This window comes from Acinetobacter ursingii DSM 16037 = CIP 107286 (assembly GCF_000368825.1).
GTDB classification, from domain to species: Bacteria; Pseudomonadota; Gammaproteobacteria; order Pseudomonadales; family Moraxellaceae; genus Acinetobacter; species Acinetobacter ursingii.
This window is the reverse complement of sequence record NZ_KB849710.1, coordinates 31789-46574: the sequence shown is the minus strand read 5'-3', so window position 1 is coordinate 46574 and position 14786 is coordinate 31789. Positions and strand designations below refer to the sequence as shown.

General features: G+C 39.3%; 16 protein-coding genes. 2 read left to right on the top strand and 14 right to left on the bottom strand.

Going from position 1 to position 14786, the window contains the following annotated elements; genetic code table 11:
* Nucleotides 1–46: 46 nt before the first annotated feature.
* The 3 genes from F944_RS00230 to truB all read right to left on the bottom strand — a co-directional run bounded on the left by F944_RS00230 (nt 47) and on the right by truB (nt 2327).
* Complete coding sequence (locus F944_RS00230) at nt 47–496, bottom strand: hemerythrin domain-containing protein (RefSeq protein ID WP_004985164.1); 450 nt, start codon at nt 494–496, stop codon at nt 47–49.
* Between the two features lie 142 nt (nt 497–638).
* Nucleotides 639–1409, bottom strand: a complete 771-nt coding sequence (locus F944_RS00225; protein ID WP_004985162.1) for a sulfite exporter TauE/SafE family protein — start codon at nt 1407–1409, stop codon at nt 639–641.
* Nucleotides 1410–1421: 12 nt separating this feature from the next.
* On the bottom strand, nt 1422–2327 hold the full coding sequence (truB, locus tag F944_RS00220; protein ID WP_004985158.1) for a tRNA pseudouridine(55) synthase TruB: 906 nt from the start codon (nt 2325–2327) through the stop codon (nt 1422–1424).
* A gap of 150 nt (nt 2328–2477) precedes the next feature.
* Here truB and F944_RS00215 point away from each other — a divergent pair, with 150 nt between their 5' ends.
* On the top strand, nt 2478–3518 hold the full coding sequence (locus F944_RS00215; protein WP_004985156.1) for a lipase secretion chaperone: 1041 nt from the start codon (nt 2478–2480) through the stop codon (nt 3516–3518).
* Nucleotides 3519–3610: 92 nt separating this feature from the next.
* On the top strand, nt 3611–4573 hold the full coding sequence (locus F944_RS00210; protein ID WP_004985154.1) for an esterase/lipase family protein: 963 nt from the start codon (nt 3611–3613) through the stop codon (nt 4571–4573).
* 59 nt (nt 4574–4632) lie between these two features.
* On the opposite strand, the gene rplS is transcribed toward F944_RS00210, so the two are convergent.
* The 11 genes from rplS to F944_RS00155 all read right to left on the bottom strand — a co-directional run bounded on the left by rplS (nt 4633) and on the right by F944_RS00155 (nt 14750).
* Complete coding sequence (rplS, locus tag F944_RS00205; RefSeq protein ID WP_004985149.1) at nt 4633–5004, bottom strand: 50S ribosomal protein L19; 372 nt, start codon at nt 5002–5004, stop codon at nt 4633–4635.
* Nucleotides 5005–5151: 147 nt separating this feature from the next.
* On the bottom strand, nt 5152–5895 hold the full coding sequence (gene trmD, locus F944_RS00200) for a tRNA (guanosine(37)-N1)-methyltransferase TrmD (protein ID WP_004985147.1): 744 nt from the start codon (nt 5893–5895) through the stop codon (nt 5152–5154).
* A 53-nt stretch (nt 5896–5948) separates the two neighbouring features.
* Complete coding sequence (gene rimM / locus F944_RS00195) at nt 5949–6497, bottom strand: ribosome maturation factor RimM (protein WP_004985145.1); 549 nt, start codon at nt 6495–6497, stop codon at nt 5949–5951.
* 14 nt (nt 6498–6511) lie between these two features.
* A complete protein-coding gene (gene rpsP, locus F944_RS00190; RefSeq protein WP_004923845.1) occupies nt 6512–6769 on the bottom strand; it encodes a 30S ribosomal protein S16 in 258 nt (85 codons plus the stop codon).
* Nucleotides 6770–6918: 149 nt separating this feature from the next.
* The gene (locus F944_RS00185) at nt 6919–7353 is read right to left on the bottom strand and encodes a type IV pilin protein (protein WP_004985143.1); all 435 of its coding nucleotides are present in this window, start codon (nt 7351–7353) and stop codon (nt 6919–6921) included.
* A complete protein-coding gene (locus tag F944_RS00180) occupies nt 7347–7955 on the bottom strand; it encodes a type IV pilin protein (protein WP_004985142.1) in 609 nt (202 codons plus the stop codon). Before F944_RS00180 ends, F944_RS00185 begins: the two co-directional genes overlap by 7 nt.
* Nucleotide 7956: 1 nt before the next feature.
* A complete protein-coding gene (locus F944_RS00175; RefSeq protein WP_004985135.1) occupies nt 7957–11943 on the bottom strand; it encodes a hypothetical protein in 3987 nt (1328 codons plus the stop codon).
* A 15-nt stretch (nt 11944–11958) separates the two neighbouring features.
* Nucleotides 11959–12714: a pilus assembly PilX family protein gene (locus F944_RS00170; protein ID WP_004985133.1), complete on the bottom strand. Its 756-nt coding sequence runs from the start codon at nt 12712–12714 to the stop codon at nt 11959–11961.
* A 10-nt stretch (nt 12715–12724) separates the two neighbouring features.
* The gene (locus F944_RS00165; protein WP_004985131.1) at nt 12725–13699 is read right to left on the bottom strand and encodes a prepilin-type N-terminal cleavage/methylation domain-containing protein; all 975 of its coding nucleotides are present in this window, start codon (nt 13697–13699) and stop codon (nt 12725–12727) included.
* Complete coding sequence (gene pilV / locus F944_RS00160) at nt 13699–14214, bottom strand: type IV pilus modification protein PilV (RefSeq protein ID WP_004985129.1); 516 nt, start codon at nt 14212–14214, stop codon at nt 13699–13701. Before pilV ends, F944_RS00165 begins: the two co-directional genes overlap by 1 nt.
* Before the next feature lie 2 nt (nt 14215–14216).
* Nucleotides 14217–14750 (bottom strand): prepilin-type N-terminal cleavage/methylation domain-containing protein, encoded by a 534-nt coding sequence (locus F944_RS00155; protein WP_004985126.1) that lies wholly within the window; start codon nt 14748–14750, stop codon nt 14217–14219.
* Nucleotides 14751–14786 lie beyond the last annotated feature (36 nt).

The following is a 14786-nucleotide window of genomic DNA, read 5'->3' as shown; positions in this document are numbered from 1 at the left end:
CTCGTAACTCGACTTTAAAATACGCTAAAGAATGGAGCATTTAATATCAGACAAGTTCATGCTTCTTATATTTGGCGTATTCTTTTAAATATTGCTGACCCAGTTTTTCTTTTTGTTTGTCATCCAGAATTTTACCAGCCTGCTGGAAGAATTTATGCTCTTCTTCTTTTAAATGGTGATGTACCACGTCACTTAACTGTTTAGCAATCGCCAACCAACTTGGACTGCTCATATCAGTTTCTTCAAGCTGTTCAACAAGCTCATCCATTTCATGATGTTCTGATAAGGCATGTCGGCTAATATCCAGCCCAATATCATTAAACATTAATGGAATATAAAGATAGCGATCTTCTGCAACAGAATGCGCCCACAGTTCATTTTTTAAGGCCTGAAACAATTGTTCACGTAGTTCAGTGTGTCCATGCGTCTGTATTAATTGTTCAGAAAGAGCACGTTGATTGTCATGACTTTCCCGTAATGCTTCAAAAATATTCATCTATTTATCATCCCTATTCTGGCTATTATCATGTGGCTAAATAAGAAAAAGGCAGCCGATTGGCTACCTTTAGTTTACTTTTTCAATGCATGAAAAAAAGTTCGTTGATGTCAAAATCTGTTTCAGAACGTTGTTTGATCGACTATCCTGTTACAAACATTTGATAACCAATGCGACAGATCAAGATCGAAACCAAAATCAAAAAGATAATTCGTACAAAGCCACTGCCATATTTCAGCGCAACACGTACACCGACTATAGAGCCAATCACATTGGCAACCGCCATCATAAGACCAATCTGAAAAATCACATGACCTGTCGGTGCCAAAAAGCTAAGAGCAGCAATATTGGTCATGAAATTTCCGATTTTTGATAATGCTGAAGCATGTAAGAAATCAACATTCAAAAAGCGGATAAAGAAGAAAATAAAAAAACTGCCGGTCCCTGGACCAAAAATTCCGTCATAAAATCCAATCAGCAAGCTCCCAATTGCAGCAAGCATAAGTACTCTAGGCGTGATACTTAAAGCAACATGTACCTGTCCAAAATTCTTTTTTACCAATGTATAAATCGCAATAACGATTAACATCACAAAGACAAATGGACGTAACACCGACTGAGGAATCAAGGACAAACAAGCTGCCCCCAGAAAAGAACTGATCAAGGCACATACGGCAATCACCGCCAGTAATTTCCACTGTAATTTAACCTTGCGCACAAAGGTATAGGCCGCAGAAGCTGTGCCGAAAACTGAAGAGAGCTTATTGGTTCCAATTACGGTGGCAGGTGACATTTGCGGAAAGGTACTCATCAGAGCAGGAATCTGAATCAAGCCACCCCCACCCACTGCCGCATCAATTGCACCTGCACAAAACGCAAAAAAGATTAAGCTGAGTATGACTTCGATTTCCATGGGGAACTATGCCTATAAATTTAAAAGACGCTTCGGCACCAATCTTTTTTTATCGGTAATTTCAGCCAGACCCAAACAATGATCTTGATCAAATACTAGAACTTCAGGCGCAGGTGGATGTTCGATATTACTTTCCTGACCATTACAAAAATATTTGTGACGGCCTTCAGGAATTTGAACTTTCGGTAAATATTCGACGGGTGCGTAGGCCGGCAATAATAGCATATCGCGCTGTGTTTCATTCAGTTGTTCTAAATATTCAATGCTATATTCAGGGATGAGTTGAAAATGTCCCGTCTGGATTCGATGCAAATGGGTGAGATGACCACCACAACCGAGCGCCTCACCAATATCCTCCCCCAATACCCGAATATAAGTCCCTTTAGAACAAGTCACATCCAAGGTTAAACTTTCTGCATCGAAATCAATCAGTTTTAACTCATAAATGGTTACAGGACGGGCTGCACGTTCAATTTCAATGCCCTGTCGTGCCAATTCATACAGAGGACGTCCATCGCGCTTTAAAGCGGAATACATCGGCGGAATTTGCTGAATATCCCCACGGAATTGATCCAGCACTTGTTCAATACTTTGACGGGTCAAGGCGGGAACATTTCTACGCTTAAGAATCTCCCCCTCTACATCACCCGTCGAAGTGGTTTCTCCGAGTTTGACCACGGTTTGATAACGTTTGGTTGAATCTAGTAAATAATGTGAAAACTTGGTTGCTTCCCCCAGACAAATAGGTAACAAACCTGTGGCTAAAGGATCCAGTGCACCCGTATGTCCTGCCTTTTGCGCCCTAAATAGCCAACGAACTTTTTGCAAGGCTGCATTTGAACTTAAGCCTAAAGGCTTATTCAGCAGAAAAACACCACTCAAGTGGCGACGAGGGATTTTTTCAGATTTAGCCGTCATGTATGTCCAGTGCGAAGCAGTCAAAATGCTGTCGCCATGTTATCAAATCCACTTATCCATTTTTACAGTATTTTATGTTTACTGTGCTATTTTTATACATGGATTCTTTAAATCTACTAAAACAAAAAAGAAATAGGGATGGATCTCTACATGCAAGGATTTCGCAATCATTATGTTTGGATCGTCATTGGTTTTATTCTTCTATTGGTCATCGGTTTGATGTTTTGGCTTAAACCTCAGTCTGCCAATGGATCTATGTCTAATCAGGATAAATCAAGACAAAATATTTCTACGCAAGCACCTTTAACTCCCCCACCGTCTGGATCAAGCTTCGCCACATCGGCATTGAGCAGTCCAAGCCAAGCAGATACTCAGATTAATTGTCAGCTTAAACTTGCGAACAATTCCTTAATTGTGAATGAACAAACCCGAGATTGTTTTGAGTATTTTATTACTCAATATGGGGAAAAAAGTATTGCTCAAATTGATAGCGATTTTAAAAAATACTTAGAGCAAAATTACCATGAACCCGCTTTATCACAAATTCAGGATCTCTGGAGTCGTTATTTAAAGTATCGCCAGCAGCTTGGGGAACTCAGCCCACCGAATTTAAAACAGGATGATCCTGCTTATTATCGTGCTATTTTCAGCAATATGAAAAATCTACGCCAACAATTTTTTTCTGTGAATGAAATTTCAGGATTATTTGGCAGCGAGGATACTTATCATGAATACACTTTAAACCGTATGGCAATATTGGATGACAAGAATCTATCTGAAAGTGAAAAAGCTAAACGTTTAAAAGCACTATTCGATCAACTTCCTCAAGATTGGCAAGAAAATCTACAACAAACCACCAAATTAGAAGAATTGCGGCATTTGACTCAAGCCATTCAAGATCGTCATGGTTCAGCCAGTGAATTACGACAAATGCGTTTGAATCTAGTCGGGGCTGAAGCCACTCAACGCTTAGAAAGCCTTGATCAAAATCGCGATGTCTGGAAAAGTCGTGTGAATCAATATCTGAATAATCGCGATACTATTTTAAATAGCGGGATGTCTGATGCCGCCAAACAACAGGCGATTGATCAATTACGCCTGCAAACATTTAGCAACCCTCAAGAACAGCTTCGATTACAAACATTTGAATCTGTTCATGATCAAGGTGGAACACTACCATTTGCTCAGTAACAGCATAATCAATCACAGGAGGATCATTTTTTAGGGATTTGCTGGAGAGGATCACCAGCATAAAACGAAAACAAAAAGAGGATAAAGATCAAATGCGATCAAGAATATTCATAACAGGACTGATCAGTTGTCTTGTAATCCAGAGTAGTTTCGCTGCGGAAGGATTACAAAGTGCAGAAACAAAAAATGTCATTTCAGACTATGCCAAAACCAAATATCCATTAGTTTTTGTACACGGTATGTTTGGATTTAACCGTTTGGGTTCAGCAGAGTTTGGGCTCGATTACTGGTATCAGGTATTACCCGATTTAGCCAAAAATGGTGCAACCGCCTATGCTACGCAGGTATCCCCGCTTGAGTCGACTGAAGTACGTGGCGAACAATTGTTACAACAAGTCGAAGAAGTCGTGGCAATCACTGGCAAAAACAAGGTCAATCTGATTGGACATAGTCATGGTGGCCCAACCGCGCGTTATGTTGCTGGGATTAGACCAGATTTGGTTTCATCGGTTACCAGTGTAGCAGGCGTCAATTTTGGCTCTCCTGTCGCCGATCTGGTTCAGAATCTACCTTTACTCAATACTGCATTGGCAGCAGCTGTAGATGCTTTGGTTTCACCGATTATTAGCTACGCGCAACTTCGTTCTAATTTACCCAGTGATTTTAAAGCATCGATTCATAGCTTATCGGCTCAGGGAGCAGCAGAGTTTAATGCCAAGTTTCCATTGGGTTTACCCACAAAAGCCTGTCAGGATGGACCTGCAAATGCCAATGGCATAGCATTTTACTCATGGACAGGTGCAGCACAAACCACCAATCCTTTAGATCCTGATACTTTATTAACCTCTATGGGATATGTGGCGTTTAGTGGTCAAAAGAACGATGGTCTAGTGAGCCAATGTAGTAGCCGACTTGGCAAAACCATTCGAGATGACTATTTCCATAATCATTTTGATGAGGTGAATCAGGTACTCGGCTTACGCAGCGTGTTCTCAGCAGACCCTGTGGCGCTTTATCGTCAGCATGCGAACCGACTTAAATTACAAGGTCTATAAAACGCATATAAAAAATGCGCCTTATCGGCGCATTTTTTTGCTTGAAAACGAGGTTAAAATTAACCTTGTTTACGTGCTGGCAATTTTTCACGAATACGTGCAGCTTTACCAGACAATTCACGAAGATAGTAAAGTTTCGCACGGCGAACATCACCACGACGTTTCACTTCAATTTTAGCAACAACTGGTGAGTGAGTTTGGAAAACACGCTCAACACCAACACCGCTAGAAATTTTACGAACAGTGAACGCAGAGTTTAGGCCACGGTTTTTCTTCGCAATCACAACACCTTCAAATGCTTGAAGACGCTCACGATCACCCTCTTTTACTTTAACTTGAACGATGACTGTGTCACCTGGAGCAAAAGCAGGAATGTCTGATTTTAACTGTGAATTTTCAATTGCTTGAACTAAAGGATGTTTACCACTCATTGTGGAATCTCCAATATGTGCGGGAGAGAAGAGGTCTCTTACACCGCTGGGGACAGAGGCTAAAGCGCATATCAACCCGTTTAACTTTCCCTTTATCATTCATACTGAACGTATAAAAATAAAGAGCCTATAAAAGATGTTTCATCTTCATGATCCATCTAAATCGTTGAGCCATTTTTTTTGCTGCTTGGTCAATATCACTTGTTCAACCAACTCAGGTCGACGTTCAAGTGTACGTTGATAACGCTGCAAAAACCGCCATTTTTCAATATTAGCATGATGTCCTGATTTAAGTACCTCAGGCACATCCAACCCTTCAAAATGGTCAGGCTTGGTATATTGTGGGCAGTCGAGTAAACCATCCACAAAAGAATCCTGTATATGCGATTGCTCATCGGACATGACATCGGGCAAACGCCGAATAATACTATCCAAAAGCACCATCGCGGGCAGTTCACCACCCGACAAAACGTAATCCCCAATTGACCATTCCTGATCAATATAACGCTGGATTAAACGCTCATCGACACCCTCATAACGACCACAAAGTACAATTAAACCATCATATTCAATGAACTGTTGTACTGCGGGTTCATTTAAGGTTTGACCTTGTGGCGACATATATACTACAGGGACATGAACACATCCTGCTTGGCTCGCAAGCTGTTTGGCATGGGCAATCGCTTCCGCCAAAGGCTCAGCCATCATCACCATACCTGGGCCACCACCAAATGGACGTTCATCCACTCGTTTGTAGTTACCCTGTGCAAAATCACGTGGATTGATACAGGTCACCTGTACCATGTCACGCTTGGCTGCACGACCACTAATCCCGTAGGCAGTAATCGCTTCGAACATTTCAGGAAACAGTGTAATGACTGCAAAAAACATCGCAGACTCCTCTATTTTCTTACTGCGTTCGCACTAAACCACTTATGTGCAATTTAGTAATCTACGCCCCAATTGACGTAAATACGATTTGCTTCAAGATCCACACGTTGCACCACATCTTTATGCCATGGAATCATGCGTTCTTCAGCATCAATACTGTCAGCCGTGGCGCGAACCACCATGACATCATTGGCACCTGTTTCAAAAAGCTCATGAATCTGTCCGAGATTGACTTCCTGCTCATCATCATTCAGTCCTAACACCGTAAGACCTTTGAGATCAGACCAGTAATACTCATCTACATCTGCTTTTGGCAATTGTGATTTGGCAATCCAGATATTAGCGCCGATCAGACTGTCAGCAGTAGTGCGATCACTCACACCTTTTAAGCTCACTACCAGACCTTTGCCATGCGGTTTCCAACGCTTTACATCTATCGTTTGCCAACCTGCTTTGGTCTCAATGTACCAAGGCAGATAGTCAAACATATTGCTCATGGGTTCTGTATTGGAATACACCCAGAGCCATCCATTTAAACCATAGGCTGAACGTAACTGTCCAATCTGAATACGATCTTCGGGAACATTCAGCACTGGTGTCATGGATTACCTACTACTTAAGCAGCAGTTGCCGCTTTTTTAGCTTGAGCAGCTAAAGAAGCAACACGTTCAGACGGTTGAGCGCCTTGAGAAACCCAGTGAGCAAAACGGTCTGCATCTAAACGAAGTTTTTCCGCTTGACCTTGAGCAGTTGGGTTAAAGAAACCAATACGTTCGATGAAACGACCATCACGCGCATTGCGGCTATCAGTCACAACGATTTGATAGAATGGACGTTTTTTTGCACCACCGCGCGCTAAACGAATAACAACCATGATAAAAGCCTTATAATTCTTACGGATTATCCCTGTAATCGACCACCGATCACGCTTCAAACCCCTTTCATAGAGGGCGATATTCTACGTGATTTTTGACCTAAAGAAAAGATGCTTTTTTGAGTTATCCGCAGGTTTGAATTTGTGGTTTATCGTCCGTCCCAGTTGGAGGTGGCAGAAAGAGCACAAGCCGTTGCACCTTTGGTCCAATATTTTTGACCTTGATCATTGAGACAAATCCAGCCATTCCCAGCTTGGATTGTTGCACTTTTAGGTTTGGCAATAAGTACCCATTCAGACGCAGTAGTAGTTACTGGGTCAAATGTCAAATCGTAAATTGCTGTCGATTCTTGAGGGTAAACAGTTGAACCGTATATAGTATTTACATTTGTTCCGGCATAAGTGCCTATAGCAACTTTATAAGCAGACATTTGTTGCGCGATATTCAATAACTCTTTCTGCACATCTGATCGATTCGTACGGATTCTATACTGAGTATAAGAGGGATAAGCTATCGCAACTAATATTGCAATAATCACTACAACGATCATGACCTCTATTAGGGTAAATCCTTTATTTACCATTGTTCACTCCCATCATCCTTAGTTCCACAAGTCTGGTAAGTTACTTTTGCTTTATTCTTATTCATACAGCGAATACCTGTACTTGTAATTAATAAATCATAATTTGAGGGATTTGTAACAGTATTACTCTCAGCTTTTATTGACCATGACTGGCCAAGGTTTGTTAAGCCTGTGTTTGTTAATAATGTTTGTGTAATCACATCGTTACTAGGATCTGTATCGCCTTTTTCATCAGTAGAAGACCCCATGATCGTTAACGTATATTTTGATCTACTACTATCAATCGGTATCTTTAACTCTTGTTTAGTTGCGTCAAAGTTTGGGTTCAGCGTTCCAACTTTATCCTTGTATAAATAACTTCCATCAAAACCTTTATAGCTAAAATTACGCGCTTTATGTCTTGATAGCTGCTCAGCAATTCTTTGCATCTCTTGTTGAGCACTCGCAACATCCGCTTTTCGGACGTAGATTTGATAACTTGGAATTGCTATTGCTGCAAAAATTGCAACAATAGCAATTACCACCATAAGCTCTATCAAGCTAAACCCATACTGATAGGATTTACTCCTTAGTACAATAGTGATTATTGGCATTTTTCTCATACTACTTGACCTTCGCATAACGCTCATACCAACGATTTGGAACAAAACGCATGGTACCGCCAGTAGCAAAAAAGTTTGTTGTTCCACACGCTGTACCTACACATTTTGTACTACTTGGATCTGGAATAATAAGCGTTCTACAAGTATCTCCTGTACAATTAGGATCACCGTCACCACCACCACCAACCTGCGGCGCTACAATCCCAGATCCTAGGTTATAGGTATAATCTGCATCTAATGAACATACACCTGTTGGTAAACACATTCTTTTCGTATAACTATTTCCTTTTACTCCCGCACCACAACTTGAAGAGGTTCCATTATCCGCTGAATCAAACATTGTGACATACAATGCTCCACCCATAGCTATAAGTGGAGATAATCCTTTAATCACACTTTCATTCTCAGTATTACCATTAAACTTAGTCGTCAATTTATAATACCAGCCACCCCAACCAGATGTTTTATTGACTATCGCACCAGTATTATTACTTGCACTAGTTGTGGCCGTAATCAATTTCAATTTAGAAGTAGAGGCTACGTCACTTGCAACCGCCAGTGTCCTCGTAGCAATCAATGGACTAGCCTGAGTCCCAACAGGATAATTTGCACCATTTGGGAAAATATCATAGTCATAAATTGCATAGACCGCATCGTACTGTAAACCAACAGTATTCTGCCAGCCTGTAGCACTTGGCGAGTCTGGCGTACCCAGAAGAGGCGAGCTTTTATTACCCGAAATAAAAGTTGCAACAACAATATTTCCACCTTCCGCTTGCCCAGCGCTACGATGTGCTGTAAATACTGGTGGTAAATAAAACCTTGGGCTAGTGCCATCAGTTTTATGAATATCAAGAATTTTATTTACTTGAGCTGTAAAAGTTGATGCACCATCATTTTTAAAATCAACACGGAAAGCTTGTCCTGACAAATCACCAAAATACAGATGATCGACCACACCATCGTTATTACGATCTACGGTCTTAATTTGACTAACAACACTATAGTTTAAATCGGTATTTTTGACATTTGCATCATTGGTTGAGTCGGTATACCACAACAAATCACCATTATCTGCATCAAACATATAAACACCAGCACCAATCTTCTTATTGGTGGAAGTAGAGTTTTCTTGCTTATAATTATAATACTCATATCCCGCATAACCAGTACGGACACCATTGGATTTTAATCCATCTCCATCATCGCCACCAGCATCATAACCACCACCAACAAACATAACGAGTTTGCGCTGTCCTTTCCAGTTTACATAATCAATTTTAGGTTTAGACCAACTTTGACCCATTTTTTGGATCGCAGGAAAGCTTTTACCTGTTGGACTGTCTTGGGAATATATCATTCCAGCAGATGGATCTATCTGAAATTTAATTTTAGGATTATCCATGTCCGTAAGATCAAGCGCATAATAACTACGCCCGCCCATACGCATACCACCATACACCCATTGCTTCCCTTTAAGGTTTTCTTTATCAGTAGCACTCCCGATTACATTTCGAACCGTTCCTTTAACGGTTAATGTTCCATCATCTTTAGAAACATAAACAGTCTGTGCAGTCCATTCTCCATCCATCCCGTAGTAAAGCGCATTTTTACCACCAGCCAGACTACCACCATTTAGCTTAAATGTTTCGGATTGCTTCTCTATCATTTCTTTTGGTACAAAGGAAAATTTTTCTACTCCTGTTTTAGCATCAACAACGCTCACTAAACCCTGTGTTGTACCAAATAATGCATAGTCTTCCCGACTTTCTGAATCAATGTAAACCTGACCTGCATCATTTTTCTTGGCAACGACCTTTCCTTCTTGTGTCAATAACACAGGATTTGAATGATAAACACTACCCATTTGGCGAATGGTTGCCACACGATTTGTCAAATCCAAGCCATTCGTATTTTCATCATTAGTAATATTATAACCAAGTAAAGCCATTAAAGAACGTGCGTATATAGTATCTGTTTTTGTTTTAGTATCAGTCGTATAGGTGTATTTCACTTTAACTAGATTGAGATTATTCGTTACCTGATTTGCTCCTGTCTTTGTGCCATCATAATCATAATTGGTTAATAAGGTTCTTCCTGTAATTTTTGCATTATGGGTGTCCGTCGTAGTACCCAAAACCAACTGACTCAATGCCCCCCCTTTTTGATAGATTGGCGTTGTTTCTGTATAGGTAATGCCACCATCATTCCAAAGATCCGTGACATCCTGCACTTTACTCGCTTTGATAACTAGATCTACTTTATTTTTTGCATACACCGAATTATTTAGGACATAATATTTTTTTAGGTTACCTAGCCATAACTGTTGGACATCTTCTGGTTTCACCTTAGGTTCAAATTGTGGAAAATAAGAATACGGCTGTACAACTTCAGGATTTAGAGCATCCATAGGAATAGTGGAAGAACCAGTACTCATAGAAGGAATATCTTTAGTAATATCCTTAATAAAATTATTAATACTATTAACAATATCTTGAGGACTAGAACCCGCTACCCAGCCCCCACCACCAAGATTCCCCCAAGTTTTAGCATCTTCCACATCATCATTTGTAGTTCCACTACCAAAACTACTCCCAAAACCAACCACGACTGTTTTAATCTGTAATCCAAGTGTGTTTTTAGTCGAGTCTAATAAAGATTGTGCAAAGTTGCCAATACAAGACCAAGCATTCCTAGAATTTGTATAGTTACTTCTTTTACCTAACAGGCTATTAGCACAAGTAAAGCCCCCCCCTTTAGAACCAAGCGCAGTACTCATTAAGGAATATGCCGTACCACTTTTGCCATCTGAACCTGGAGCTGTACCGCCAGGTTCAGGTACACCATCAGTTAAAAAGTAAATCCCTTGCCCACTACATTCTCTTTTATCTGAATTAGTAAGTTGATCTGTAATTGAGCTTGGTGCGATATAAGTATTACCACTTTTTGAACTAGATACAGATTTATCAAAACCAGTATACGGATTAATATTTGGGTCACGGCCAATATAATAGTTTCCACTATAACCATCTAATTTATCGCTAGCCCCTTTTGTGTAGCCACTAGAGTTAAAGCCTTTAGAATACCAGCGATCCCATGATGTACATGTGATACCTGCCCATGATGTACATACTGCATAGTAACCACTATATTGTCCCGAAAGCACAAAATAGGCCTGTAAATCATTACGAGGAGCTGATTGACCCATCAAATATGCAGCCGCTTCAGCGTATGCATAAGGGGTTGGTGTTCCTCCATCCGCATATAAATTATTACTATTAATTTCTGTAAGTAGTGTATCTCTATGTGTTAAATCACGATATTTGGGTAATTCCTCCCATATAAATACACAGTCACTATAATCTCCATATGTACAGCTTGTATTGGTATTCGTTTTATATGGGCTTGATGTACTATATGCAGACGGCTTAGAGGTGGTTTCCCCCCCCCAAGTTAAACAATTATAATTATTAGGATCCCAAGTTTTACATTCATTATAATATTGCTTAGGTTTGCCAGAGATTTTACGGTTATAACTTTGCCAGCGAGGCTTAACATAAACGCCGTCTTGGACTTGATAGCCCGTTTTTTCCCCTAAAGGCTTAGCTGGTATACGAATATAACCATTATCTCCACTGAAAGTAGCCAGCCCCATGACGACTTTATCATCAACTCTTGGCACAGATGCAGTACCTTGCAGCACATCACTTAAGCCCTGTTTCAGTCTTTGCATACGTGATGTAGATAAACCATCCTTACTATCCATACTCCCCGAAGTATCCAACATCATCATTAATGTTGTAGAACCTACAGAATCTTCTGGTACCTTATAAATTTCAATATCAGATGCATAAGTAGGGGTTATTGCTGCACATATTAAAGATGTTAATGTTGCCGATACACTAGCGATATTTAATTTATGAATCACTTGTTTGTCAATTTCCACATTTACATCTTTATTTGCTTTTTTATTGATTGAATTTTTCATCATCATTCCCCCACTTTAAGATGCATTGATATAGCGCAAGGTATATTCCATATCCTGCGTACTGTATGGCACACTATTTTTTGCTAAACAATCTGTTACAGTATCCTGCTTCGCAACATCATCATAAAAACTCGTATAATCTGTTAGACAAGAGTTAATCTTAGATTCTAAACTCGTGCTTAAATTTGGTAATAATGATGTTGCTGTAATAATTACTTTTTGAATATCCTGCCCTTTTGAAGTTTCTTTATCTTCACCAGAAATAAGTTGATCCCAGTCTTTATCATTAGGCGCAGCTCTCACAGTGACTTGAGTCATAACTGCAGCACGTTTACTTAAAAAATCAAGCGATCTACTTGTTTTGCAAAAACCATTTTTACCCATGTCACTATTGCTAATACTCGTACCATTCCAGTACACAATACTGCCATATCGACTACCTGCAAAATTATCTGCTACAGTTCCACGAATACAAAACACTAACTCCTTGTTCTTATTTTCTGGTCGCATAACATATGCCAACATACCATCTCCAATACGCATATTGGCGAACTTTAAAGCATCATTTGTTTGATTTTCCAATGTAAAAAAAACAGAATCACTATTTTGCATCAGCAATGATTGTGCTTGAGAATTTGTTGCTATATTGAGGGAAATTAATCCACTACGGATCGCCCAAGTTCCTGCTATTGTAAGCAAAATAAGCATAACTAATACAACGATGAGTACAGCACCAGTTTGGGCTTTTTTGAATACTTTGATATTTTTCATTACAAGCCCCTTATTTCGCTATTCCAAAACCATTACGCATAGCGATGGTCTGTGTTACAACATTTCGAACATAGAGTTTATTTTTGTCATTTTCGATTAATTTCCCACTAGTCTGTAAAATTTGATACAGTTGATCTTTATTGAAAAATTTGTTTTCACCCACTGTGTTCGTAGAACGAATCAACAGACCTATTTTCACTGCAACAATTTGTGGCTTTATTGTTGCAGTCAATTTTTTATAATCTTCGATTTTAATATCACCAAAACAGTCCATATTTCCATCTTTTTGCGTTGCATCATCAGCATTACATGCTGCATTCCTACCATCTTGTGCGATACGTAGCATCACACTAAAATGGTCAACTCTAGGAATAACAATCTGACCATCTCCAGATAAATCTATTTTTGTTGGCGTATCACCACTATAAACAAAAGATTTACATGCTAATGACAAAGCCTGATTAGGATCATTTCGATTAGTATCTGTGCGCAGAAAATAACGCTCGACGACAAAAACATCCTTACTCAAACTATTACCTTCACAGTCGAATTGACTATCCAAAATATTTTTATATTGAATAACAAGTTGGTCGCTTTTTACACCATTTAGATTAGATGAGCCTTGTTCTCCAATAGATAATGCATTAGTTAAAGTAATATCTGCTTCATTTTCCTTAGGAGTCGCCTGTCTTTTAGATGTGTAATTTCTACCATTTAATACAACTCCACCATGTAATACAGAATCATCCATGTAAGGCTGATCAGCATTTAAATTTGCTAATCGGATATCACGAATTAATGCTTCCAATCCAAATATAGAATCACTTTGCATATTCGACAGAGCCTGCTGCGTCGTTATACTACGTTGACTGATTAGAAATAATTGTATAGCCGCCGCACTAATAATCAGACCTAATGCCAAAGCAACCATAAGCTCTAATAAGGTAAAACCTCTTTGCGTGATATAATTTAAATTATATTTCATTAGAATGCCTCCATAACAAGGCATTGAGAACCCACTAAATATGTTCCTGTGGAAGAATCAATACATTTACTTGCATCAGTATTAATATTATTTGCCGTTGTATTTGTTCTCCCCCAAGCCACATAAATACAATTTAAATTACTTCCTACGCAGTTATATATTTTTATCGATTGTCCCAAACTATCAGCTTTTGTAAGAATTTCTCCCACATCAAATTTTACCATTGTTTCTGGATTACACTTTGGAAAATAACTTGTCGCCGAACCAATGCAACTCGTATCTACTGTTTTAGCATTGATATACTCTTTATACTTTGTTAAAGCAGTTTTATTAATACGAATTCGTTCAGACAAATCTCGAGCAAGATTCATAGCAACGGAACGATCAGAAGCTTCTTGCGATGCATCTATAGCTCTCACTTGCAAAACAGAAAACCCTAGCACTCCAATAGCCAGAAGTAGAAGCGCAACTAAAACCTCCATTAGACCCACACCATTTTGATAGTTTTTATTCATTTTCAGCATGTTCCTTTTTCTATTTGTTGAATCGTGCCATTTAAAGAAACATTGATCATTCGACTTTGCTTAATTTTTGAATTACAAAGTTTAAATTTTAAAGGAACTATGACTTTTATCGTTGGCGGGTTAGTAGGTGGCTTTGTATTTAGATCAGTCTCTTTTGTTTTATCATATGTAGGATTAGGTTTATCCACTTCTCTTTGAGAAGGCACTCCAACAGGTGTGTAGGTCACATCAGAAAAAGAAACATCCTGATCTGATTCATCCATAGCATTATTTTCTGATTGTGGTATCCAGTAGTACGTAGTAGAGGTATTAGTTCCAGCTTTAAATTTTATTGTTATTTGTTTCCGTAAAGCCGCAGCCTGCCCTCTAGCATCACTTAGTGTCAAGGCTAAATCACGAGCATCTCTATCCAATTTCTTTTCTGCCACCAAATTTCCAAAAGAAGGCGCAGCCATCGTCGCAATCACCGCCAACACAGCAATAGTGACCATTAACTCAATGAGCGTAAATCCTAAACTTCTACGCATTGTTCACCCCTATTTATTATGACCGCCTTCTTTATT